The 17,861-nt window shown below is 43.2% G+C and carries 17 protein-coding genes; 15 read left to right on the top strand and 2 right to left on the bottom strand.

Features of this window, described 5'->3' with window-relative positions:
• The first annotated feature begins 17 nt into the window (after window positions 1-17).
• The 15 genes from H5993_RS02105 (at window position 18) to H5993_RS02035 (ending at window position 16,518) form a co-directional block, all read left to right on the top strand.
• The gene (locus tag H5993_RS02105; protein WP_180870062.1) at window positions 18-257 is read left to right on the top strand and encodes a hypothetical protein; all 240 of its coding nucleotides are present in this window, start codon (window positions 18-20) and stop codon (window positions 255-257) included.
• Window positions 258-272: 15 nt separating this feature from the next.
• Window positions 273-983, top strand: a complete 711-nt coding sequence (locus H5993_RS02100; RefSeq protein ID WP_180870060.1) for a 5'-methylthioadenosine/adenosylhomocysteine nucleosidase — start codon at window positions 273-275, stop codon at window positions 981-983.
• Entirely contained in the window at window positions 983-2,137 is a 1,155-nt protein-coding gene (locus H5993_RS02095; protein WP_204776034.1) for a cysteine desulfurase family protein, read from the top strand. Before H5993_RS02100 ends, H5993_RS02095 begins: the two co-directional genes overlap by 1 nt.
• A gap of 1 nt (window position 2,138) precedes the next feature.
• On the top strand, window positions 2,139-2,483 hold the full coding sequence (locus tag H5993_RS02090; protein WP_180870057.1) for a cysteine desulfurase: 345 nt from the start codon (window positions 2,139-2,141) through the stop codon (window positions 2,481-2,483).
• Between the two features lie 225 nt (window positions 2,484-2,708).
• Complete coding sequence (gene mnmA / locus H5993_RS02085; RefSeq protein ID WP_180870055.1) at window positions 2,709-3,842, top strand: tRNA 2-thiouridine(34) synthase MnmA; 1,134 nt, start codon at window positions 2,709-2,711, stop codon at window positions 3,840-3,842.
• 169 nt (window positions 3,843-4,011) lie between these two features.
• A complete protein-coding gene (locus H5993_RS02080; protein ID WP_204776033.1) occupies window positions 4,012-4,668 on the top strand; it encodes a histidine phosphatase family protein in 657 nt (218 codons plus the stop codon).
• Window positions 4,669-4,680: 12 nt separating this feature from the next.
• Window positions 4,681-5,355 carry a tetratricopeptide repeat protein gene (locus H5993_RS02075; protein ID WP_204776032.1) on the top strand — a complete coding sequence of 225 codons (675 nt, stop codon included), beginning with the start codon at window positions 4,681-4,683 and terminating at the stop codon, window positions 5,353-5,355.
• Window positions 5,342-5,599 (top strand): YrrC family ATP-dependent DNA helicase, encoded by a 258-nt coding sequence (locus H5993_RS02070; protein WP_180870049.1) that lies wholly within the window; start codon window positions 5,342-5,344, stop codon window positions 5,597-5,599. Before H5993_RS02075 ends, H5993_RS02070 begins: the two co-directional genes overlap by 14 nt.
• A gap of 8 nt (window positions 5,600-5,607) precedes the next feature.
• Complete coding sequence (gene recD2, locus H5993_RS02065) at window positions 5,608-8,196, top strand: SF1B family DNA helicase RecD2 (RefSeq protein WP_204776031.1); 2,589 nt, start codon at window positions 5,608-5,610, stop codon at window positions 8,194-8,196.
• Between the two features lie 104 nt (window positions 8,197-8,300).
• Entirely contained in the window at window positions 8,301-9,299 is a 999-nt protein-coding gene (locus tag H5993_RS02060; protein WP_204776030.1) for a ribose-phosphate diphosphokinase, read from the top strand.
• Window positions 9,300-9,885: 586 nt separating this feature from the next.
• Complete coding sequence (locus H5993_RS02055; RefSeq protein WP_204776029.1) at window positions 9,886-12,024, top strand: YSIRK-type signal peptide-containing protein; 2,139 nt, start codon at window positions 9,886-9,888, stop codon at window positions 12,022-12,024.
• Between the two features lie 246 nt (window positions 12,025-12,270).
• On the top strand, window positions 12,271-12,723 hold the full coding sequence (locus H5993_RS02050) for a hypothetical protein (protein ID WP_204776028.1): 453 nt from the start codon (window positions 12,271-12,273) through the stop codon (window positions 12,721-12,723).
• A 255-nt stretch (window positions 12,724-12,978) separates the two neighbouring features.
• Window positions 12,979-14,502: a glycosyltransferase gene (locus tag H5993_RS02045; protein ID WP_204776027.1), complete on the top strand. Its 1,524-nt coding sequence runs from the start codon at window positions 12,979-12,981 to the stop codon at window positions 14,500-14,502.
• Between the two features lie 5 nt (window positions 14,503-14,507).
• Entirely contained in the window at window positions 14,508-15,998 is a 1,491-nt protein-coding gene (gene asp1, locus H5993_RS02040; protein ID WP_180870037.1) for an accessory Sec system glycosyltransferase Asp1, read from the top strand.
• Between the two features lie 91 nt (window positions 15,999-16,089).
• A complete protein-coding gene (locus tag H5993_RS02035; RefSeq protein WP_180870036.1) occupies window positions 16,090-16,518 on the top strand; it encodes an ArsC/Spx/MgsR family protein in 429 nt (142 codons plus the stop codon).
• A 66-nt stretch (window positions 16,519-16,584) separates the two neighbouring features.
• On the opposite strand, the gene H5993_RS02030 is transcribed toward H5993_RS02035, so the two are convergent.
• A complete protein-coding gene (locus H5993_RS02030; RefSeq protein ID WP_180870034.1) occupies window positions 16,585-17,550 on the bottom strand; it encodes a diacylglycerol/lipid kinase family protein in 966 nt (321 codons plus the stop codon).
• A gap of 71 nt (window positions 17,551-17,621) precedes the next feature.
• On the bottom strand, window positions 17,622-17,834 hold the full coding sequence (locus H5993_RS02025; RefSeq protein ID WP_204776026.1) for a DNA-directed RNA polymerase subunit epsilon: 213 nt from the start codon (window positions 17,832-17,834) through the stop codon (window positions 17,622-17,624).
• Between the last annotated feature and the right edge of the window lie 27 nt (window positions 17,835-17,861).

The following is a 17,861-nucleotide window of genomic DNA, read 5'->3' as shown; positions in this document are numbered from 1 at the left end:
AATTCAAAAGAGGCAAAATGGATAAAGAACCGTTAACCAGAAGTGAATATCGGCGTCGACAGGCGCAAAAGCAAAAGGATGAGCCACAAACTAACCGAGCGTCGGAAAAATTAACTCGGGAAGAAAGTTTGCGGCTAACCAAAGCGCAATTGGAAGCGGAACGGACGGCGCAATTAAAGCATCGGTTGAACTTAACGATTATTGGTTTAGTAGTTGCGATCGTCATTGTTTATTTATTTTTATTCTTTGTTGGGTAAAGAGGAGTGACTAAGATGAAGTTTGGAATTATCTGTGCCATGCCTGAGGAAATCAAGGAATTAACAGCACAGTTAACGGATAGTAAAGTAACAACTTTGGGCGATAAGCAATATCATGAAGGAAAGTTAAGTGATCAAACGGTCGTCCTGGTTGAATCAGGAATTGGGAAAGTTGAAGCGGCTTTGACGGCGGAACACTTAATTGTCGACTTTGGGGCTGCGGTGGTTATTAACTCTGGTTCCGCTGGTGGAATTGGGGATGGCTTGCACGTTGGTGATGTCGTGATCTCAACGGAAACGGCTTATCATGATGTTGATGTCACGGCCTTCGATTATGCTTATGGTCAATTACCAGCCGGTCAGCCAGCCCGGTACAAGGCTTCCGAAAAGTGGAGCCAGGCAATCGCGCGCGCTGGTGAACAAACGGGCTTAAACATCAAGCGGGGTCTCATTGTGACGGGGGACCAGTTTATTGCAAGTCAAGCCCAAATTGAGCAAATTAAAAAACATTTTCCAGATGCCTTGTCTGCTGAAATGGAGGGAGCAGCTGTTGCCCAAGTCGCAACTGATCATCATGTTCCATACGTCGTTGTCCGGGCAATGTCAGATACTGGGGATGAAGAAGCCAGTGTTTCCTTCGATGATTTTATCATCGAAGCTGGAAAACGTTCTGCAACGATGCTCTTGAAGTTATTTGCTGATTTAAAGGAAGGAAAGATTGCTTAATGGCTGAGATCTACCTTGATAATGCTGCCACAACCCCAATGACCCAACCGGTTATTGATACCTTGGTTGAAAACCTCCACCAAAATTGGGGGAACGCTTCAACGGGGTATAGCTACGGCAGAGAATCCAAACGAGTTTTAGAAGATGCCCGCCACGTCATTGCCCAAAGCATTAATGCCGAAGATGACGAAATTGTTTTCACTAGTGGGGGAACAGAAAGTGATAACACGGCAATTATTCAAACGGCGCTAAGTCGCCAAAAGCTTGGTAAACATATTATTACCACGGCTATTGAACATGAAGCGGTTCTAAAACCGATGAAGTACCTTGAGAATTTAGGCTTTAAGGTAACCTACTTGCCAGTTGATGAAACGGGGCAAATCTCACTCGCTGATTTTGATGCCGCTTTGGATGATGAGACAATCTTGGTTTCAATCATGATGGGAAATAACGAAGTTGGGAGTCACTTGCCAATCGCAGAAATTGGGGCACGGTTAGTTGACCATCAAGCTTGGTTCCATACGGATGCCGTCCAAGCTTATGGCTTGTTGGATATTGATGTTAAGCGCGACCATATTGATTTACTTTCAACTTCAGCGCATAAATTGAATGGCCCCAAAATGCTGGGGTTCTTATATCGGCGGCAGGGAATTAATTTTCCAAGTTACCTCAAGGGTGGCGATCAAGAAACCAAACGGCGGGCCGGGACCGAAAATGTTCCGGCAATTGCTGCCTTTGCCAAGGCGGTTGAAATTGATTCCCCAACCGAAAAAGCAACCCGACAAGCGCGTTACTTTGACTTTAAGAAGCAAATTGTTGCTGGCTTAACGGCAGCCGGAATTGACTTTGAAGTTAATGGTTCCATGGATCCAAAGAATTTAAATCACGTTTTGAACCTTTGGATCAAGGGGATTTCAACCTATATTTTACAAACTAACCTAGATTTAGATGGAATTGCGGTTTCTGGTGGTTCGGCATGTACTGCGGGGAGCCTTGAACCATCCCACGTTTTGGTTGCCATGTTTGGGAAGGATTCTCCACGGATTGAAGAATCAATTCGGGTTAGCTTTGGAGCTTTGAATACAAGTGATGAAATTAACCAATTTGTGACAACCTTGGTCAAGATTATTAAACGGGTTAAGGGGGAAAACTAAGATGGAATTTTTACCAGCCGTTAAGGTTCAAGGGGACAAAGATACTTATGAAATCAGTCCAGAAATGAAACCATATACCTTACTTGACCTGGGTTTTGAAAAAACTAAACGCGGAAACTATAAATATAGTGGCTCCTTAGACCGGAAAAACCCCTTTAAGCCTGCTGCTCGATTAATCATTACGGTTGCTAGTGATTTAAGTGGGATGAAAATGGAAACGGTCAACGCCACAGGATTTAATAAGGTAAATATTTTTAAGCATGCCCGGAGCAAAGAATTTACCTTACAGTACCACTTCATCCTTGATGAAATGGTTGAACGGGGATTATTTGTCAAGAAGGGGTAGGTCGGGAGAAAAACTTCTCGCAGGCATGCCGGTTTAATGATAAAGGCCACTAATAAAGGTTAAGTTGTGTCGGCTCCGTTTCAACCTTTAAATTAGTGGCCTTAGTAGTTTCTTTTCTTTTAGCATGACCACAGATTAAAACTTTGGTACAATGGTCATTACTGGACATGCGACCTTCAATCGTAATTCGATCCAGAATCTATGAGAAATGATGGTGATTTATGCATGGCTGATAACAGTCAAACCCGGGTTGTTGTGGGGATGAGTGGCGGTGTCGATTCAAGTGTGACCGCCCTTTTACTCAAGCGTCAAGGATATGACGTGGTGGGTGTCTTCATGAAAAACTGGGATGATACCGATGAAAATGGTGTTTGTACGGCAACAGAAGACTATAAGGATGTCGCAAAAGTCGCGAGCCAAATTGGGATCCCATATTATTCCGTTAACTTTGAAAAAGAGTATTGGGATCGGGTCTTCAAGTATTTCATTGCGGAATACAAAAAGGGCCGGACACCAAACCCGGATGTGATTTGTAACAAAGAAATCAAGTTCAAGGCGTTTATTGAATATGCAAACCAATTGGGGGCAGACTATGTGGCCACCGGTCATTATGCTGACCTAAAGCGGGATGAAGATGGTAATGCGCATTTAATGCGGGCCAAGGATACTCATAAGGACCAAACCTACTTTCTTTCCCAACTTGACCATGCCCAATTAGCAAAGGTGATGTTCCCCTTAGCAAACTATACGAAGCCAGAAATTCGCCAGATTGCTAAGGAAGCTGGTTTGGTAGTTGCTGATAAGAAGGATTCTGTAGGGATCTGTTTTATCGGTGAAGATGGTCACTTCAAGGAATTCTTGAGTCAATATTTACCAGCTCAACCTGGGAAAATGGAAACCTTAGATGGTAAGGTCGTTGGTGAGCACGCTGGATTAATGTATTACACGATTGGTCAACGGCGGGGCCTTGGTCTTGGTGGAACTAAGGAAAACAATGATCCATGGTTTGTCGTTGGTAAGGATATGAGTAAGAATGTCCTTTATGTTGGGCAAGGTTATGAACATCCGCACCTGTACGCTACCCATCTGGAAGCTTCTGACATTCACTGGGTTGATGATGTTGTGGCTCGTTATGGTCGTCATTTTCACTGTACGGCCAAGTTCCGTTATCGCCAAGTTGATGAGGGCGTTACCGTTACAATTGCCGATGACGACTCAATGGTAACCGTTGAATTTGATGATCCGGCACGCGCAATCACGCCTGGCCAAGCGGTCGTCTTTTATGATGGTCAAGAATGTCTTGGAAGTGCAATTATTGATCGCGCTTACCGTGGTGACAAGCAACTCCAATATATCTAATTAATTCGGTTAGGAAGAGCCAGAAGTTGCAGTTTTTATCGAGTTTTCGTTAGTAAATGGAGTAAAAATATTAATTAATTTTCACTTTTTTAGCAAAATCTGGCCAGATTTGCCAAATCTTTGCTATCATAGATTTAGAAATTGGTAAAAGGATTAATTGGTGAGTGCGATGACGAAGATTTATTTTATTCGACACGGAAAAACAGAATGGAATCTTGCATCACGCTATCAAGGGGCTCATGGAGATTCGCCACTGTTGCCAGAAAGCTTAACCGAAATTAAGCTGTTAGCTAAGTACTTAGCACCGGTTAAGTTTGCCCATGCCTATGTTTCGCCACTTTTGCGGGCGCAAACGACGGCAAAAGAGTTGATTGCGGCGTTACCTCAACCGGTTCCGATGACAACGGATGAACGATTAAGGGAATTTGATCTTGGCAAGATGGAAGGGATGCGCTTTGCTGATGTGGCAAAGCGTTGGCCAACTATCCAAGAAAATTTCCACCATCATGCTGATTTATACGATGAGCAAATTATTGGTGGGGAAAGTTTTTCTGCGGTAATCGCACGGTTTAAGGAGGCAATTGGTGAGTATGTGGCAATGATTCCGGAGCAAAATATTTTGGTTGTTTCCCATGGGGCAGCGCTCAATGCCGGAATTAACGGTTTGCTTGGTTTACCGCTCGCCCATCTAAAAGATAAGGGTGGGTTAAGTAATACATCAACTACGATTTTATCAACCGTAGATGGAAAGAGTTACCAGTTGTTGCAATGGAATGAAACTGGTTACTTACACAAAACAAAGGTCGACCCAACTGATACCATTTAGAGAGGTGTAAAAATGACTGAAAAAGTAAAACAAAAGCAAACTGAAAAGCTCGTCCACCGCTTGGTTGAAGCGATCGACGAAGCGCCAGATAAGTTTAATAATTACTATGACTTGGGTTCTTTACTAACCCGTTTACAAGATTATGAACAAGCCGAAGAGTTATTTATGAAGGCTTTGGGGATTTTTGAGCCTAAAGGAGATCAAAAAGCAATCAACTTGTTAAAGTACGGTCTTGGAAATCTCTACTATTCAGTTGGCCAAGTTGATAAGGCAATCGCTTATTACAACCAAATTACGGATGCCAAATTAAAAGGTGATTCATACTTGATGTTGGCGCAAAGCTACATGAAGAAGAAACAATACAAGCAAGCAGTTGCTTATGGGTTAACGGCCTTGGACTTGCGCCCAGATGATCCAGAAATTGCCCAAGTTTTAGGAGATTCATGCTTAGCTTTAGGCGAATTTAAGCCGGCCAAGGATTACTATGATCGGATCCTCAAACACCATCCTGGTAGAGCTGATACCCAGTTTAACCGGGGCTTAGTCGCAATGGCATTAGGTGAACCTTATGAATCGTTTTTAACCCAAGCTAAGCAACTAGACTTGGATTACTATGAAAAGAGCGAGCAACGGATTGCCGATATTGAGCATACGCTCCAAGAGCTAGATGGTCATGCCAAAAAGTAAATTAGTTAATGAAGGGTCATTGACGGGGGTAGTGCAAGACATTACCTTTGCCGATGGCTTCTTTCGTATTCTGGTTGTTAGAGTTGTCCGGTGTAGTTTTGATTGGACCCGACCCGAAATCACGGTTAGTGGGCCAATTGGCGAGGTAATGGAAGGTGAAGAATATCAATTTATCGGACACCTTGTCTTAAAACCACGCTTTGGACAACAGTTTGTCGCACGGCAAGCTAAACGAATAGGTTAGGGAGAAAAATGGCAAGTCAAGGTAATTTTGAACCAGTTGAACACAGTGAAAAGGTAACCACCACCGGTCCAACGTCCTTCATTGGGAAGGTGAAGGTGGTGATTTTTGAACGGGGTCTTTTTCGGATTGCGGCGATTAGTGTTGAGGAAAAAAATTTTGAATGGGATCAAGGCGAAATTACCGTTAAGGGTCAACTCGGTGAAATTATTGAAGGTGACCGTTACGAGTTTGAAGGCCGGGTAGTTGAGGATAAGCGCTATGGTCTGCAATTTGCCTGTTCCGGAGTGCATGTTGTGCTCCCGCAAAATGCCCCCCAGTTAGCAACCTTTGTTAAATATCATGGGGTGAAATTACATGCCCCCAAAAAGTCGAGTCAAGCGGTCTTTAAAGATTTGGGAGCAACTGCTATGAAACAGGTCACCGATGATCCAACCATCCTTAAGCAGGTGAGTGGTTTTGGGATTGGTGACCAGGAACGACTAATTGATTTCTTTACCGCCCATGATTTTGGGAATACTACGGGAAAGATTATTGAGCAACTAAAACGTTACGGCTTATCCGAACGCTTAGTTAATTTAATTTTTGATCATTTTGGCGTCCAAACCTTAACCAAAATTACGACCAATCCCTATGTTTTAACTGACCTTGAAGATTATGAGTTGTCTTTTCAACGAGTTGATGAATTGGCCCGCCAATTTTTCCAGATTTCAGTTGATGATTCTCGTCGCCTTCAAGCGGCCATTATCGTAGCAAGTCACAATCTAACTAACCAAAGTGGTGACAGTTGGGTTCCTAAAAATCAGCTTTTAAATGCGGCCTATCGGCTTCTTAAAGGTGGCAATCCAGATCGTTTAGAAGCAGAGTTTACCAACTTAGTTGCCAATGAACGCCTAGTAACTGAGGGTGACCAGGTTTATCCAGCGGCTTTATCCCAAGCTGAATGGCAAATTGCGGATTGCCTCCGGACAATTTTAAAAGATTCAAAGGTTAAAATTCCGACTGATAAACGCCTACAAGCAAAGTTAGCGGAAGTTGAGGCGGAGCAAGATTTTGATTATGACGAAGTCCAACAAAAAGCGATTACGATGGCCCTCAAACAACCATTACTGCTATTAACCGGGGGACCCGGAACCGGGAAAACGACAATTGTTAAGGGAATTGTGAATACCTTTTTAAAACTTGATCCATCTGTTTCACCAAGTGATGTTTTACTTGTTGCACCAACTGGACGGGCAGCTAAACAAATTAGCGCGGTCACCGGGATTGAAGCTTCAACGATTCATCGTCTTTTAGGTTTAACCGCCGACATTACGGATGATGACTTAGTAAGTGCTGATTTTGAAGAACTTGATGGTAAGTTGTTGATCGTTGATGAAATGTCAATGGCGAGCTTAACCTTGTTTTCAGCCTTGATTAGTGCTGTCGGGCCAGCAACCCGGGTAGTTTTAGTTGGGGACTTTGACCAATTGCCATCAGTCGGGCCGGGCCAAGTCTTCCGGGATCTTTTAGCGGTTGAAGCCCTGCCGCAAATTCGTTTAACTCATATTCACCGTCAAGCCGCTGACTCTTCAATCATTCCCTTGGCGCAAAAGATCAATGCCGGGGAGGTCACCCCAAGTTTGTTTGCCCCAGGTGATCCCGAAAAATATGCCCACCGGCGCTTTTTTCCGGCTAAGCTAGCAGCCGTTCCGGAAATGATCACGCAAGCGATAAAACTCTATCATGAACGCCATGGCCTGTCTTTGATGGACATCCAATTATTAGCGCCAATTCATGCGGGCCTTGCGGGAACCCAGTACCTCAATGCCCACTTACAAAGAGCTTTAAACCCACCAGCAGCTACCAAACCTGAAGTGGAATTAAATCCCAACCGGATTTTTCGGGTCGGGGATAAGGTGATGCAGACCGTAAATGATCCAGACAAAAATGTCTTTAATGGCGACCTGGGGCTAATCACTTCGATTGAAGGAGTGCGGGCCAAAAACACGAGTGCGGACACCAAAATTAACCTTAAATTAGTGGTTGATTTTGATGGCACCGAGGTTGAATACACCCGGCCCCAAGACGTTGGAGCGTTACAACTAGCTTATTGTATGACGATCCATAAGGCCCAGGGGAGTCAGGCACCAGTCGTAATTTTGCCAATGGTAATGGATTATTTTCCGAACAGTTTAAAAGCCCCAACGATTATGCGGCGGAATTTACTGTATACGGCCGTAACTCGAGCGGCCCAAGCCTTGATGATGATTGGCGATCCTCGGGCCTTTGTTCGTTGTGCGGAAACGGCAACCAATTATCGGCATACCACCCTTAGTCAACGGATCACCGGGCTATTGGTTGGGGAAAAGCAACCGGTGGCTAAGTCACAAGCAAAGCCAACTGAAAAAGCGGTGATTAAAACTGAAGCACCGATCACCGCTCCTGCTGATCCAAACTTAACGACGGGAAGTGATGGTTTGCCTTTTGATAAGCAAGCAACGGCCCCGCTTAAATCCGCTGAGAAACCATTGCCAACGGAATTAACACCGGCAATGGTGCTGGAAAATCAGGTTGACCCAATGATTGGCATGGATGGGATTGTGCCCGCTGATTGTTAAGCGTCTATCAATTTTGCTCTCGACTAGATTCTGCTTGCAATTCTGGTCTGAACTTGTGATAATTAGCATGAATTGGTGTTTCAATTAATCAGAAGGATGGAAAAATGACTGAAATGAAGAATGCGGAACAAATCCGTTTATTTGCTTTGAATTCAAATCAGCCCCTGGCCAAAAAGGTGGCTGAATTGTTAGGGATACCGCTTAGCGATTGTACGGTGAGTCACTTTGCGGATGGTGAAATCGCGGTTACGATTGATGAAAGTGTCCGTGGTTGTGAAGTCTACGTTATTCAAGCGGTCTCAGATCCAGTAAACACAAACTTAATGGAACTGCTCATCATGGTGGATGCTTTACGGCGGGCGAGTGCCAAGCAAGTTAATGTGGTGATGCCATACTATGGGTATGCACGGCAAGATCGGAAGGCCCGTTCCCGGGAACCAATTACGGCGAAGTTAGTGGCTAACCTCTTAGAAATGGATCAAATCAACCGGCTAATTACGATTGATTTGCATGCACCGCAGGTTCAGGGCTTTTTCGATATTCCAGTCGACCACTTGATGGCCGCACCAACTTTGATAAACTACTTTATTGACCATCAATTAACGAATGATACTGTGGTCGTTGCTCCTGATCATGCCGGAGTTAACATGGTGCGTCGCTTTGCTGAATTAATCGGTGGGGCCCCGATTGCGATCGTTGACAAACGGACGGAATCCCACCGTGGCCTTGAAGAAGATGAACATATACCTGATATGATTATTGGGGATGTTAAGGGCAAAACGGCAATTATTGTTGACGATATTGTCGACACTGGTAACCGCATGACATCTTCTGCCAAATTATTAAAGAAGTTTGGGGCGAAGGATATTTATGGGGTTGCCACCCATGCAGTTCTCTCAGGAAATGCGGCTCAAGAGCTCCAAGCTTGTAATGAATTAAAACAAGTAATTGTAACTAATACGATTGCGGTGCCCGAAGAAAAACGATTTGAAAAGCTTGTGCGTTTATCGGTAGCTCCCTTGATTAAGGATGCCTTAGTCCGGATTCATAACCATGAATCCATTCATGACTTGTATAAGCTGCGTAATGAACAAGATAAGTAAATCGGGTAAATTTTAAGCGCCAATTGGAGGTTGGGGAAAAAGCTCCTTGATGGCCTGGTTGGGATAAGAAGGACGAAGGTTGATTCATTAGAATCGACCTTTCGTTCACACTTATCCGCTAAGGCCGTGATTTGGAGCGAACCAGCCAACTGGTTTGGCGTTTGTGAGCCCATGCAAGGCTGAATCGGTTGGTGCGACCGTTAGGGAAGCAACTGCCATTCAGCTACTGCTTTGACCTTAGTTACTGAGTAATCTTCGGAGATGAAAGAGGGGCTGGGAAGAAACATGAGTTTCTTCCCAGCCCCTTTATTTTCTATAAGAAATTGTTAAATAAGCAGGTTTTGATAAATAAATAATTTTGAGCCATTTTTATGGAGTAACCTTTAATTAATTAAGAATTTGCCAACGCTTTGTGATGAATTTCTTTAAAAAGTTATTTAAAAAATTAAGTATCAGTAATTATAAAAAAATCTACTATAACTTTTGCAAAGAAAATGTGAATTTTTTATTGACGAAACATGTTGGGGGGGGAAAAAAACTTACCGTTGAAAACAATAAATTATGTTTTTTTAAGGGAGGATTCTTTATGTACTCTAAGAACAATGTAAAGATGAATGCAGAAAAGAAAGCCGTTAAGGCACCTAAGTATGGCTTAGCTAAGCTTAGTGTTGGTGTGGCTTCTGTTCTGCTTGGTACTACTTTAGTATATGGTGGGACAAATGCAAAGGCTGCTACTACGCCAGCTAATGCAGGAGAATTACCAACTGCTCAAACTTCATCAGCATCAACTTCCTCAGCTACGGCTTCTTCTGAAGCAGCCAAGGTAACTTCTGCTGATGTTCAATCCGCTTCTGCTACTGCTTCTGCAGCTGCTTCAAACGCTGATGCTAACAAGGCAAACGTTCAATCTGCTTCTGACGCATTGAGCGCTGCTAAGTCAGCTAACCAAGGTGTTGCTAACGTTAAGGATGCTTTAGCATCTGCTAACGCCGCAATTTCTGCTGAAAACGAAGCATTAAACTCTTCATACAAGGCTGCTGATGCTGAATCAGCTGCTGCATCTGCTTACAACTCTGCTTCTGACTACTTAGCTAGTCACGCAAACTGGCAATCAGCTTACAACAACTTCCGTGCTGAAGCTGAAACTAATGCTAAGACATTAGCATCTGCCCAAGCTAAGCAAGCTGCTGCGCAAAAGCAAGTTGATGAATTATCAGCCGCTGTTAAGGTTCAAGACAGTGTTATTGCTTCTGAAACTGCTGCTGAAAAGGCTGCTAATGACGAACTTTGGGACTACAAGCAAGCTGGTATCACTTCCGGTGCTGACTATGAAGCTGCTCAACAAGCATACGCTATTGCTCAACAAGCTGTGGCTGAAGCAACTGCTTTGAAGCAACAATACGCTGGTAAGTTAGCTGACTGGCAAAGTAAGTTAGCTGCCGCTAAGGCTGCTACGAAGGAAGCCCAAAAGGCCGTTGATTACGACAATGGGGTAACTCCTTTGAATGATGCTGACCAAGCAATCATGGATGCTAAGAAGCTCAATGATGAACTTCCTGCATTAAAGGCTAAGTACGAAGCTGCTAAGGCTAACCACGAAGCTCTTTACTTAGCTGCTCAAAAGGCGGTTGACGCTGCTAAGGCTGCTAAGGCTGCTTACCAACAAGCTAAGTTGGACAACAACTTACCTTCATCTGATCAATTAGCTAACCTTGAACAAAAGGCTGCTACTACTTCTGCTAACACGGCTGCTGCTAAGACGGCACTTGACAACGCTGCTGCCGAAACTGGTGTTACCTCAGCATCCGCTGCTGTTAAGAACTTAGAAAATGGTATGGTTAATGACGACAAGACGATTGCCGCTGACCAAGCCAAGGTTGATGCTTTACAAGCTCAACTTAATGATGCCCAAAAGGATCTTGATGCTGCCAATGCAGCTCTTGCTAAGGAACCAACTAGTGAAAAGTTAGGTATTGATCAAGCTAATGCTAAGATGAAGCGTGATGCTCTTCAAAAGCAATTGACTGATGCTCAAAATACTTTGAAGGTTGCTCAACTTGTTAAGGTACGTCACAACAGCCAATTGGCTGCTAAGAAGGCTGACTTGGCGAATGCTGAAGCAAAGCCTGCTTACGTAAAGGCATTGAACAATTACAAGACTGCTAAGGCTGCTTCTGATGCCGCCGCTGCTAAGGTTGCATTAGCTAAGAAGACTTTGGCTGACTCCAAGAACGCTATGGGTGCTGTATCCAAGGCTCAAGCTAATTACGACGCTGCGGTAGCACAACAAAAGGCCCTTGAACAAAAGGCTGCTGACGCTAAGGCCGCTTACGAAGCATTGTTGGCTGAATTCAACAAGCAAAATGGCAACACTAACTCATCAGCAAACTCAAGTGCAAACAGCTCTGCTAACTCATCAGCAAACTCAAGCGCAAACAGTTCTGCTAACTCATTAGCAAACTCAAGTGCAAACAGTTCAGACGCTGCTAAGGGTGAAAATGACTCCGCAGCTACTTCAACTGCTAACACGGTAGCTGTTAAGGGTGCTAATGGTAACACGGCACAAGTTAAGTTAGCTTCTGCTAAGGCTGCAGCTTCTGCTTCAACTAAGCAAGCTACCTTGCCACAAACTGGTAACGAATCATCCGTTGCCGCTGCTGGCCTTGGTGTAGCCGCCTTGGTTGGTATGCTTGGCCTTGCCGGTGTTAACAAGCGTCGTGCCTAATTAATTGAGGTTACTTGATTAATTAGTAACGATCTTAAATAGGAAAAGGGGCTGAGAATATCCTCAGCCTCTTTCCTTATTATATAGGTAAAATTAGATTAGTTTTGTTAATCCTTACCTATATTTCGCGAGAGGACGATCAATTTTCATCCTCTCAACTACATATCAAAATTTGACTAGTGATGATTGCAGATATTAGTTACAATTAGAACAGTTAAATTAAAAATTTTTCATAAGGAGTTTGACATGCTTAACCTCTTCTTTGTTTTGGCGATTGCCTCGTTTGTGTTATTCATTTTGATTTTAGTTGCCCGGGTACAATTAATTAAGCACTATCGACGAGTTACTAATGCAAGCCGGTTTACGGTCTTTCTCTCATGGCTTTTAATCATTATCTTCTTTGGTAGCCTTGGGGGAATTGTTTATGGGGTTGGTCATCCAAATGCGCTACCACATTTCCACTATAATCGCCATAAGCAAGAAACCTTGCAAACAAAACTACAACAAAAGGAGGCAAAGCAAAAGGCGAAGCAAAAAGTAGCAAAGTTGGAGAAAAAGGTCAAGTTTGCTTACACGCCGGTTAATCCAAAACTAGATGGTAATGGCGAAGCTAAGGTCAAGTTTATTCTTCCACGTCAAACTACCGTACGGGTAATTGGTGCTCACTCGGGAGTAATTTATGCTACTTTCTCCTCATAAAATAAGGTAAAAGAAATTTCTAAGGCCTTTAATAATTCTGGTGATTATTTAGTAAAGGTAACAACTAACGGAAAAACAACTAACTATAAGATGACAATTGCTGACCAATAGAATCGGGGTAAAATTAGGAAAAATGAGTTACCGGTTAATTAGGTTTAAATGCTTAATTAACCCGTTTTTTGTTGAAAGCGACTAATTTAACTTGATTAGTTTGTTATAATTAAAACGATTAATTTGTAAGGGAAATGAATACCAATGCTTTATTTTTTAAACGATAATTTTCAAGAAAATAAGTCAGGGATCGAGCATGCTGAAATTAAGCGCTTAAATCTGTTTAAGCACTTTAACCAACCGGCTAAAATTATTACGCGTCAATATTCCAATGAGTTTCACCAAGTGATGAACAACGCTGGGGTTGATGACCATGATTTTGTAAACCTCTTTGACTACTTTCAAGAGGCAGTCCTGGTTAAACGGAAAGCAGTGACCATGAAGGATCTCCATTTAAATCCCAAGTGGAAACGAAAGGCTGATGGGATTAACTACAACTTCTATGACGGTAACCAACGGGTGATGTATGTCCGGCGCCGTGATAATGCCCAAAAGACGATTATTAACCAACAAATCTTTGATCGCTTTGGTAAGCTGGTGAAGGTGGTTTGGTATGATGTGCGGGGCTTTAAATCGGTTGAACAGTTGTATGATTGGAATAACCGGATTTCAGCCGAAAACTATTACACGCCAAGTGGCCGCTTAGCCATCGTTAAAACTAACTTTAAGAATCAACGAGATAAGGATTTAGTTAGCTATCAACTTAATTATCAAGGTCAAGATTACCATTTTAACGGCTTAGAGGAATTAACGTCATTCTTCTATGATCAAATTGTTGATGATCCAAAGATTAATAACGGTGAAAAAGTTGGTTTGATTGTTGACCGGGTCTTTGAAATCGGTTGGGCCGTTTTGCATATGCAAAAGCGAGTCTTCCGGGTTATGCAACTCCATAATGACCAGTTAGTTGATAATGATGATATCTTGCATTCAGCATTAAACTTTAATTATGACTGGGGCCTTAATAACGCTGAAGCTTGGGACGGCATTGGGGTTCTTACCCCTCATCAACAGGCTGATGTTGAAGCCCGGTGGACGAAGTCGAAGGTTTACATGGTGCCAAGTGCGATTGTGCCGGATGAAGTTTTGAATGCACCACATGTTCCATTTGAAAACCGGAAGCTTCACCAAGTAGTTGTGGTTGCCCGGCTTTCACCGGAGAAGCAACAGGATCACTTATTAAAGGTTTGGCCAAGGATTCTCAAGGCCGTTCCGGATGCTCAATTGGATCTTTGGGGTTACGCTAACGATAACTTTGATCAGACTTTGAAGCAAATCGTGAAGGATGAAGGCATTGAGAGCTCGGTCCACTTCCGCGGTTACGCTGAAAAAGTCCCTGAAATTGATAAGCAAGCGCAATTGATGGTTCTCCCAACCCGGGGAGAAGGGTTGGCGATGGCCTTAGTTGAAGCTCTTTCTTACGGTTTACCAGTGATTGCCAATGACATCAAGTACGGACCAAGTGATATCGTCGTTGATGGTCATTCTGGTTATTTGACTGAAAATGAAAATCTGGATCAATTAGCTGACCGGATTATTGATCTCTTAACGGATCAAGCAAAGCTAAAACGGTTTAGCGCTGGCGCCTATGAAGACGCTGAGCGTTATTCTGAAGCAAACATTATGAAGTGTTACCAAGCAATTATTGATGATATGGAGGCAAAATAAAAAAGATGGTTTACTTTGTCAATGAATACCTTTTTGATCGTAATTCCAGTGTGGAACATACTGAAATTAAGCGCCTCCGGTTGTTTAAAAACCATGGGATAAATGCGAAGCTTGCCCTTACAAAAGAAATGCCGAATTTAAGTTTAACTTTACCAAGGCTTGGGGTTAAACGAGAACAAGTCGTGACCCTGCATGATTTCTTTGGCAACCTTGAATCCGCAACCGAACGTCAATTACACGTTGAAGACTTACATTTACCAGCTAAATATATGGTGAGTGGGGGGAACAACTACCGGAAGGTGACCTTTGGGGACCAACTAATTTGTGAAGTCCATTTCATTGGAGGGACTTTTGGTCAAGTCGAACATGTAGATTGGTACGATGTAAGTGGCCAGTTAACGATGGTTCAACGTTATGATTCCCGGGGTTTTAAATGGCGCGAAGAATTTTACGGAACCAAGCAAAAGGAAAAGTACTACGAACGCTACTATCGACCTGACGGGACGGTTTATCTGGAATCCTACTACGTTGAATCAACAACGGGAACCCCAATTAACTCCCTTTTAGTGCTCCGTAATTACCAAGGTCAAGACTATTACTTTGATGACTATGACCAATTAACGGCTTTCTTCTTGGATGAATTAAACCGCCAAGCCGATGGTCAGGAGGCCTTTATTGCTGATCGACCAGGTTCGACGGTACATCCATTGTTCTTAATGAAGTCTAAGGCTAAGCTCTTCTTGTGGATGGCTACGGATCACGTTGCTCATGGTCAAAATCCAATCAGTGCACCATTCCTCGGAATCTACAGTGAAGCCTTAGCGAAGCAAAACCTTAGTCGGTGGACGGGGATTATCGTGCCAACGGCTACCCAAACGGCAATGTTGCGGGAACGCTTAGGTAAAAAGGTTCATCTTTATACCATCAATCCGGCGGTCGAAGCCCAAGTGTCTGAGAATGAAATTCACCGCGAACCAGGTTTGATCGTTTCCGTTGGGCGGACCGATGATGATAAGGGGACCCCAACTCTAATTCAAGCCTTCCAGAAGGTTCATCAAGCATTACCGTTGGTTCGACTCCGGATTTACGGTTATGGTGGTGACCATGATGCCTATCAAAAGCAAATTAATGACCTCGGTTTAACGGGAATTGTTAGCCTCGAAGACTATACTTTAGACGTTAATCAAGTCTATGACCGGGCGGAGCTAATGTTAGATGCCAGCGACAATGATAATTATCCATTGGCAATGGCCGAAGCTTTGGCTCACGGAGTTCCAGTCCTAACCTATGACTACCCGTATGGCCCCCACGAATTAATCCAAGATGGGGTTAACGGCCGCCTGGTTGCTAACGGTGATCAAAATGCCCTTACTGATGCGATCATCGCTTTGATGAAAGATGACGATCAGCGGGCAAAATTAAGTGCAGGTGCTCGGGCAACGACTGGAATTGATGGGGAAGCTGCTTGGAAAGAATGGCAAACGGCCTTAGATTAAAATAATAAAGATTTATTAAGTTGCTTCCAAAAAACTGTCACACACGAAAGAAATTGCTACAATAAACTTAAATTTAAAGTGAGGTGGCAGGATGGTTAACTTATATTTTCATACTAATGATCCGTCAAAGCGGAAGGCTGTTAATTGGTTAACGAGTCGCGGAATTAAAGTTGAACAGCGGAATTTAGAAAAACAGCCGCTGACTAAAACCGAAGTTCGTCAGTTGCTGGCCCTGTCGCTTAATGGTACCGATGATCTCATTTCAATGCGGTCACGGGATACTAAGGCGCTAAAGCTCGATACGCAAAACATCACAATTGATGAGTTAGCAGCCGCAATTGAAGTTTCACCACGAATTCTAAAGAATCCGGTTATTTTTGATTCAACCAAGTTGGTGACTGGCTTTGACCGGGAGAAAATGGGTATTTTTATTCCGAAAAAGCAACGACGTTTGGAGTTATCAAGGCTTTTAGCTAAACTAACCCCTAGTCCGCAACCAAATGGCCAGGTGGTCTTATAGCGTTAAGTAATTTGTAAAAGTATAACAAAGGCGGGAAGAAATTGATTTCTTCCCGCCTTTGTTGCATTAATTTTCTTTTTTCGTTAACGGCACTTCCCAAATTGGATAAGCAATTGTGTCAAAGGTTAAATCGACAAACCGATTTCCCATTTCTTCACCATCCATTTGGCCAAATTCTAGGGAGGTAGTGGAGTAACGTAGTTGTTTGGCATGATAACGGTGAGCAAACCGCGAATGAGCTAATTTTCCGCGGGCAAATCGCCAGAGTTGAATTAAGGTCAGCACCCAGTTCTTCCGTTCAGCCACGACTAGCTCAAGGTTTGGATCGTATAAACTCGTGTCCGGAGCAATCTTAAAGCCACCTCCGATGAAGGGATGGTTGCTAACGATCACGATATAGGACTTCCGGTAAAAATCCCGGTGATGCTGATTCTCGACCATTAACTCAAAGGGTTCTTGATTGTATAAAGCCCCAATGGCATTCGCAAGGTATGAAAGATGTCCCAAGTGGAAATGATTCAGCTTTTTCTTTTGCTTGGAATTATTGGTGCGGCTAACAATCGAGGCATCAAAGCCAATTCCAATGTTATTAAAGAAAAAGCCTTCTTCGTTCTTAATGGCTTCAAAATAATGCCCAATACTAATTAAAGTGGCTTGTTTAGCCGCTAAAATTTGATCAAGCGCAGCTAATGGATCGAGATTAATTCCATAACCTCGGGCAAAATCATTGCCAGTCCCACAAGCAATATAGGCGATTGGTAGGGGATGCTTGCGATTAGCTTCACTCTTCATCAAACCATTTAAGACCTGGTGAAGGGTCCCGTCTCCGCCGATTACCAAGACAATCTCGTCTGAACTACCAGCAAAGCGGTCAGCAAGTTTTCGTCCTAGATAAGTTGCATGATCAGCCGCTTTGGTAATCTGAAAGGTATAATTAATTTTCAATTGATCGAGCCGAGCTTTAACTTTTTGCCAAGCAACTTTGGCATTTCCACCGCCTGCTATTTCATTGATGATAATTGAAAAATGCATTCAGCAATTCCTCCATAATAATAAACGGGACTAGGGTCCGCCCCCAGCCCCGCTTTTTATCAACCACAAAATTAGAACGTGGTTAACTTAAAGTCTGGACTTTGCTTTTCGTAATCGAGTGCTTTTTTGTCCAGTAGTTCAACATATTCGATATTATACTCAGTGTGTTGTTCAACCATTTGCCGAGCAGCGGCTTCGGAATCAGCTTCGACGTAGATAGATTTCGTATTTTCCCGCCGGGGGGTCATTGTTTGATCTGGTTGGAAGTAGATTTTAAAAGTCATTTCAATGCTCCTCATTATTTTATTTTG

Origin of the sequence: Limosilactobacillus alvi (assembly GCF_016900115.1) — a bacterium.
Taxonomy (GTDB): Bacteria; Bacillota; Bacilli; order Lactobacillales; family Lactobacillaceae; genus Limosilactobacillus; species Limosilactobacillus alvi.
This window is presented reverse-complemented; position numbering and strand designations above follow the sequence as displayed.

What these genes read in the sequence shown, in the direction of transcription:
- H5993_RS02035 (WP_180870036.1), top strand. Translation starts at nt 16,090, where the DNA reads ATGGTTAACTTATATTTTCATACTAATGATCCGTCAAAGCGGAAGGCT.
- H5993_RS02095 (WP_204776034.1), top strand. Translation starts at nt 983, where the DNA reads ATGGCTGAGATCTACCTTGATAATGCTGCCACAACCCCAATGACCCAA.
- recD2 (WP_204776031.1), top strand. Translation starts at nt 5,608, where the DNA reads ATGGCAAGTCAAGGTAATTTTGAACCAGTTGAACACAGTGAAAAGGTA.
- asp1 (WP_180870037.1), top strand. Translation starts at nt 14,508, where the DNA reads ATGGTTTACTTTGTCAATGAATACCTTTTTGATCGTAATTCCAGTGTG.
- H5993_RS02050 (WP_204776028.1), top strand. Translation starts at nt 12,271, where the DNA reads ATGCTTAACCTCTTCTTTGTTTTGGCGATTGCCTCGTTTGTGTTATTC.
- H5993_RS02070 (WP_180870049.1), top strand. Translation starts at nt 5,342, where the DNA reads ATGCCAAAAAGTAAATTAGTTAATGAAGGGTCATTGACGGGGGTAGTG.
- H5993_RS02045 (WP_204776027.1), top strand. Translation starts at nt 12,979, where the DNA reads ATGCTTTATTTTTTAAACGATAATTTTCAAGAAAATAAGTCAGGGATC.
- mnmA (WP_180870055.1), top strand. Translation starts at nt 2,709, where the DNA reads ATGGCTGATAACAGTCAAACCCGGGTTGTTGTGGGGATGAGTGGCGGT.
- H5993_RS02080 (WP_204776033.1), top strand. Translation starts at nt 4,012, where the DNA reads ATGACGAAGATTTATTTTATTCGACACGGAAAAACAGAATGGAATCTT.
- H5993_RS02075 (WP_204776032.1), top strand. Translation starts at nt 4,681, where the DNA reads ATGACTGAAAAAGTAAAACAAAAGCAAACTGAAAAGCTCGTCCACCGC.
- H5993_RS02090 (WP_180870057.1), top strand. Translation starts at nt 2,139, where the DNA reads ATGGAATTTTTACCAGCCGTTAAGGTTCAAGGGGACAAAGATACTTAT.
- H5993_RS02030 (WP_180870034.1), bottom strand. Translation starts at nt 17,550, where the DNA reads ATGCATTTTTCAATTATCATCAATGAAATAGCAGGCGGTGGAAATGCC.
- H5993_RS02060 (WP_204776030.1), top strand. Translation starts at nt 8,301, where the DNA reads ATGACTGAAATGAAGAATGCGGAACAAATCCGTTTATTTGCTTTGAAT.
- H5993_RS02055 (WP_204776029.1), top strand. Translation starts at nt 9,886, where the DNA reads ATGTACTCTAAGAACAATGTAAAGATGAATGCAGAAAAGAAAGCCGTT.
- H5993_RS02025 (WP_204776026.1), bottom strand. Translation starts at nt 17,834, where the DNA reads ATGACTTTTAAAATCTACTTCCAACCAGATCAAACAATGACCCCCCGG.
- H5993_RS02100 (WP_180870060.1), top strand. Translation starts at nt 273, where the DNA reads ATGAAGTTTGGAATTATCTGTGCCATGCCTGAGGAAATCAAGGAATTA.
- H5993_RS02105 (WP_180870062.1), top strand. Translation starts at nt 18, where the DNA reads ATGGATAAAGAACCGTTAACCAGAAGTGAATATCGGCGTCGACAGGCG.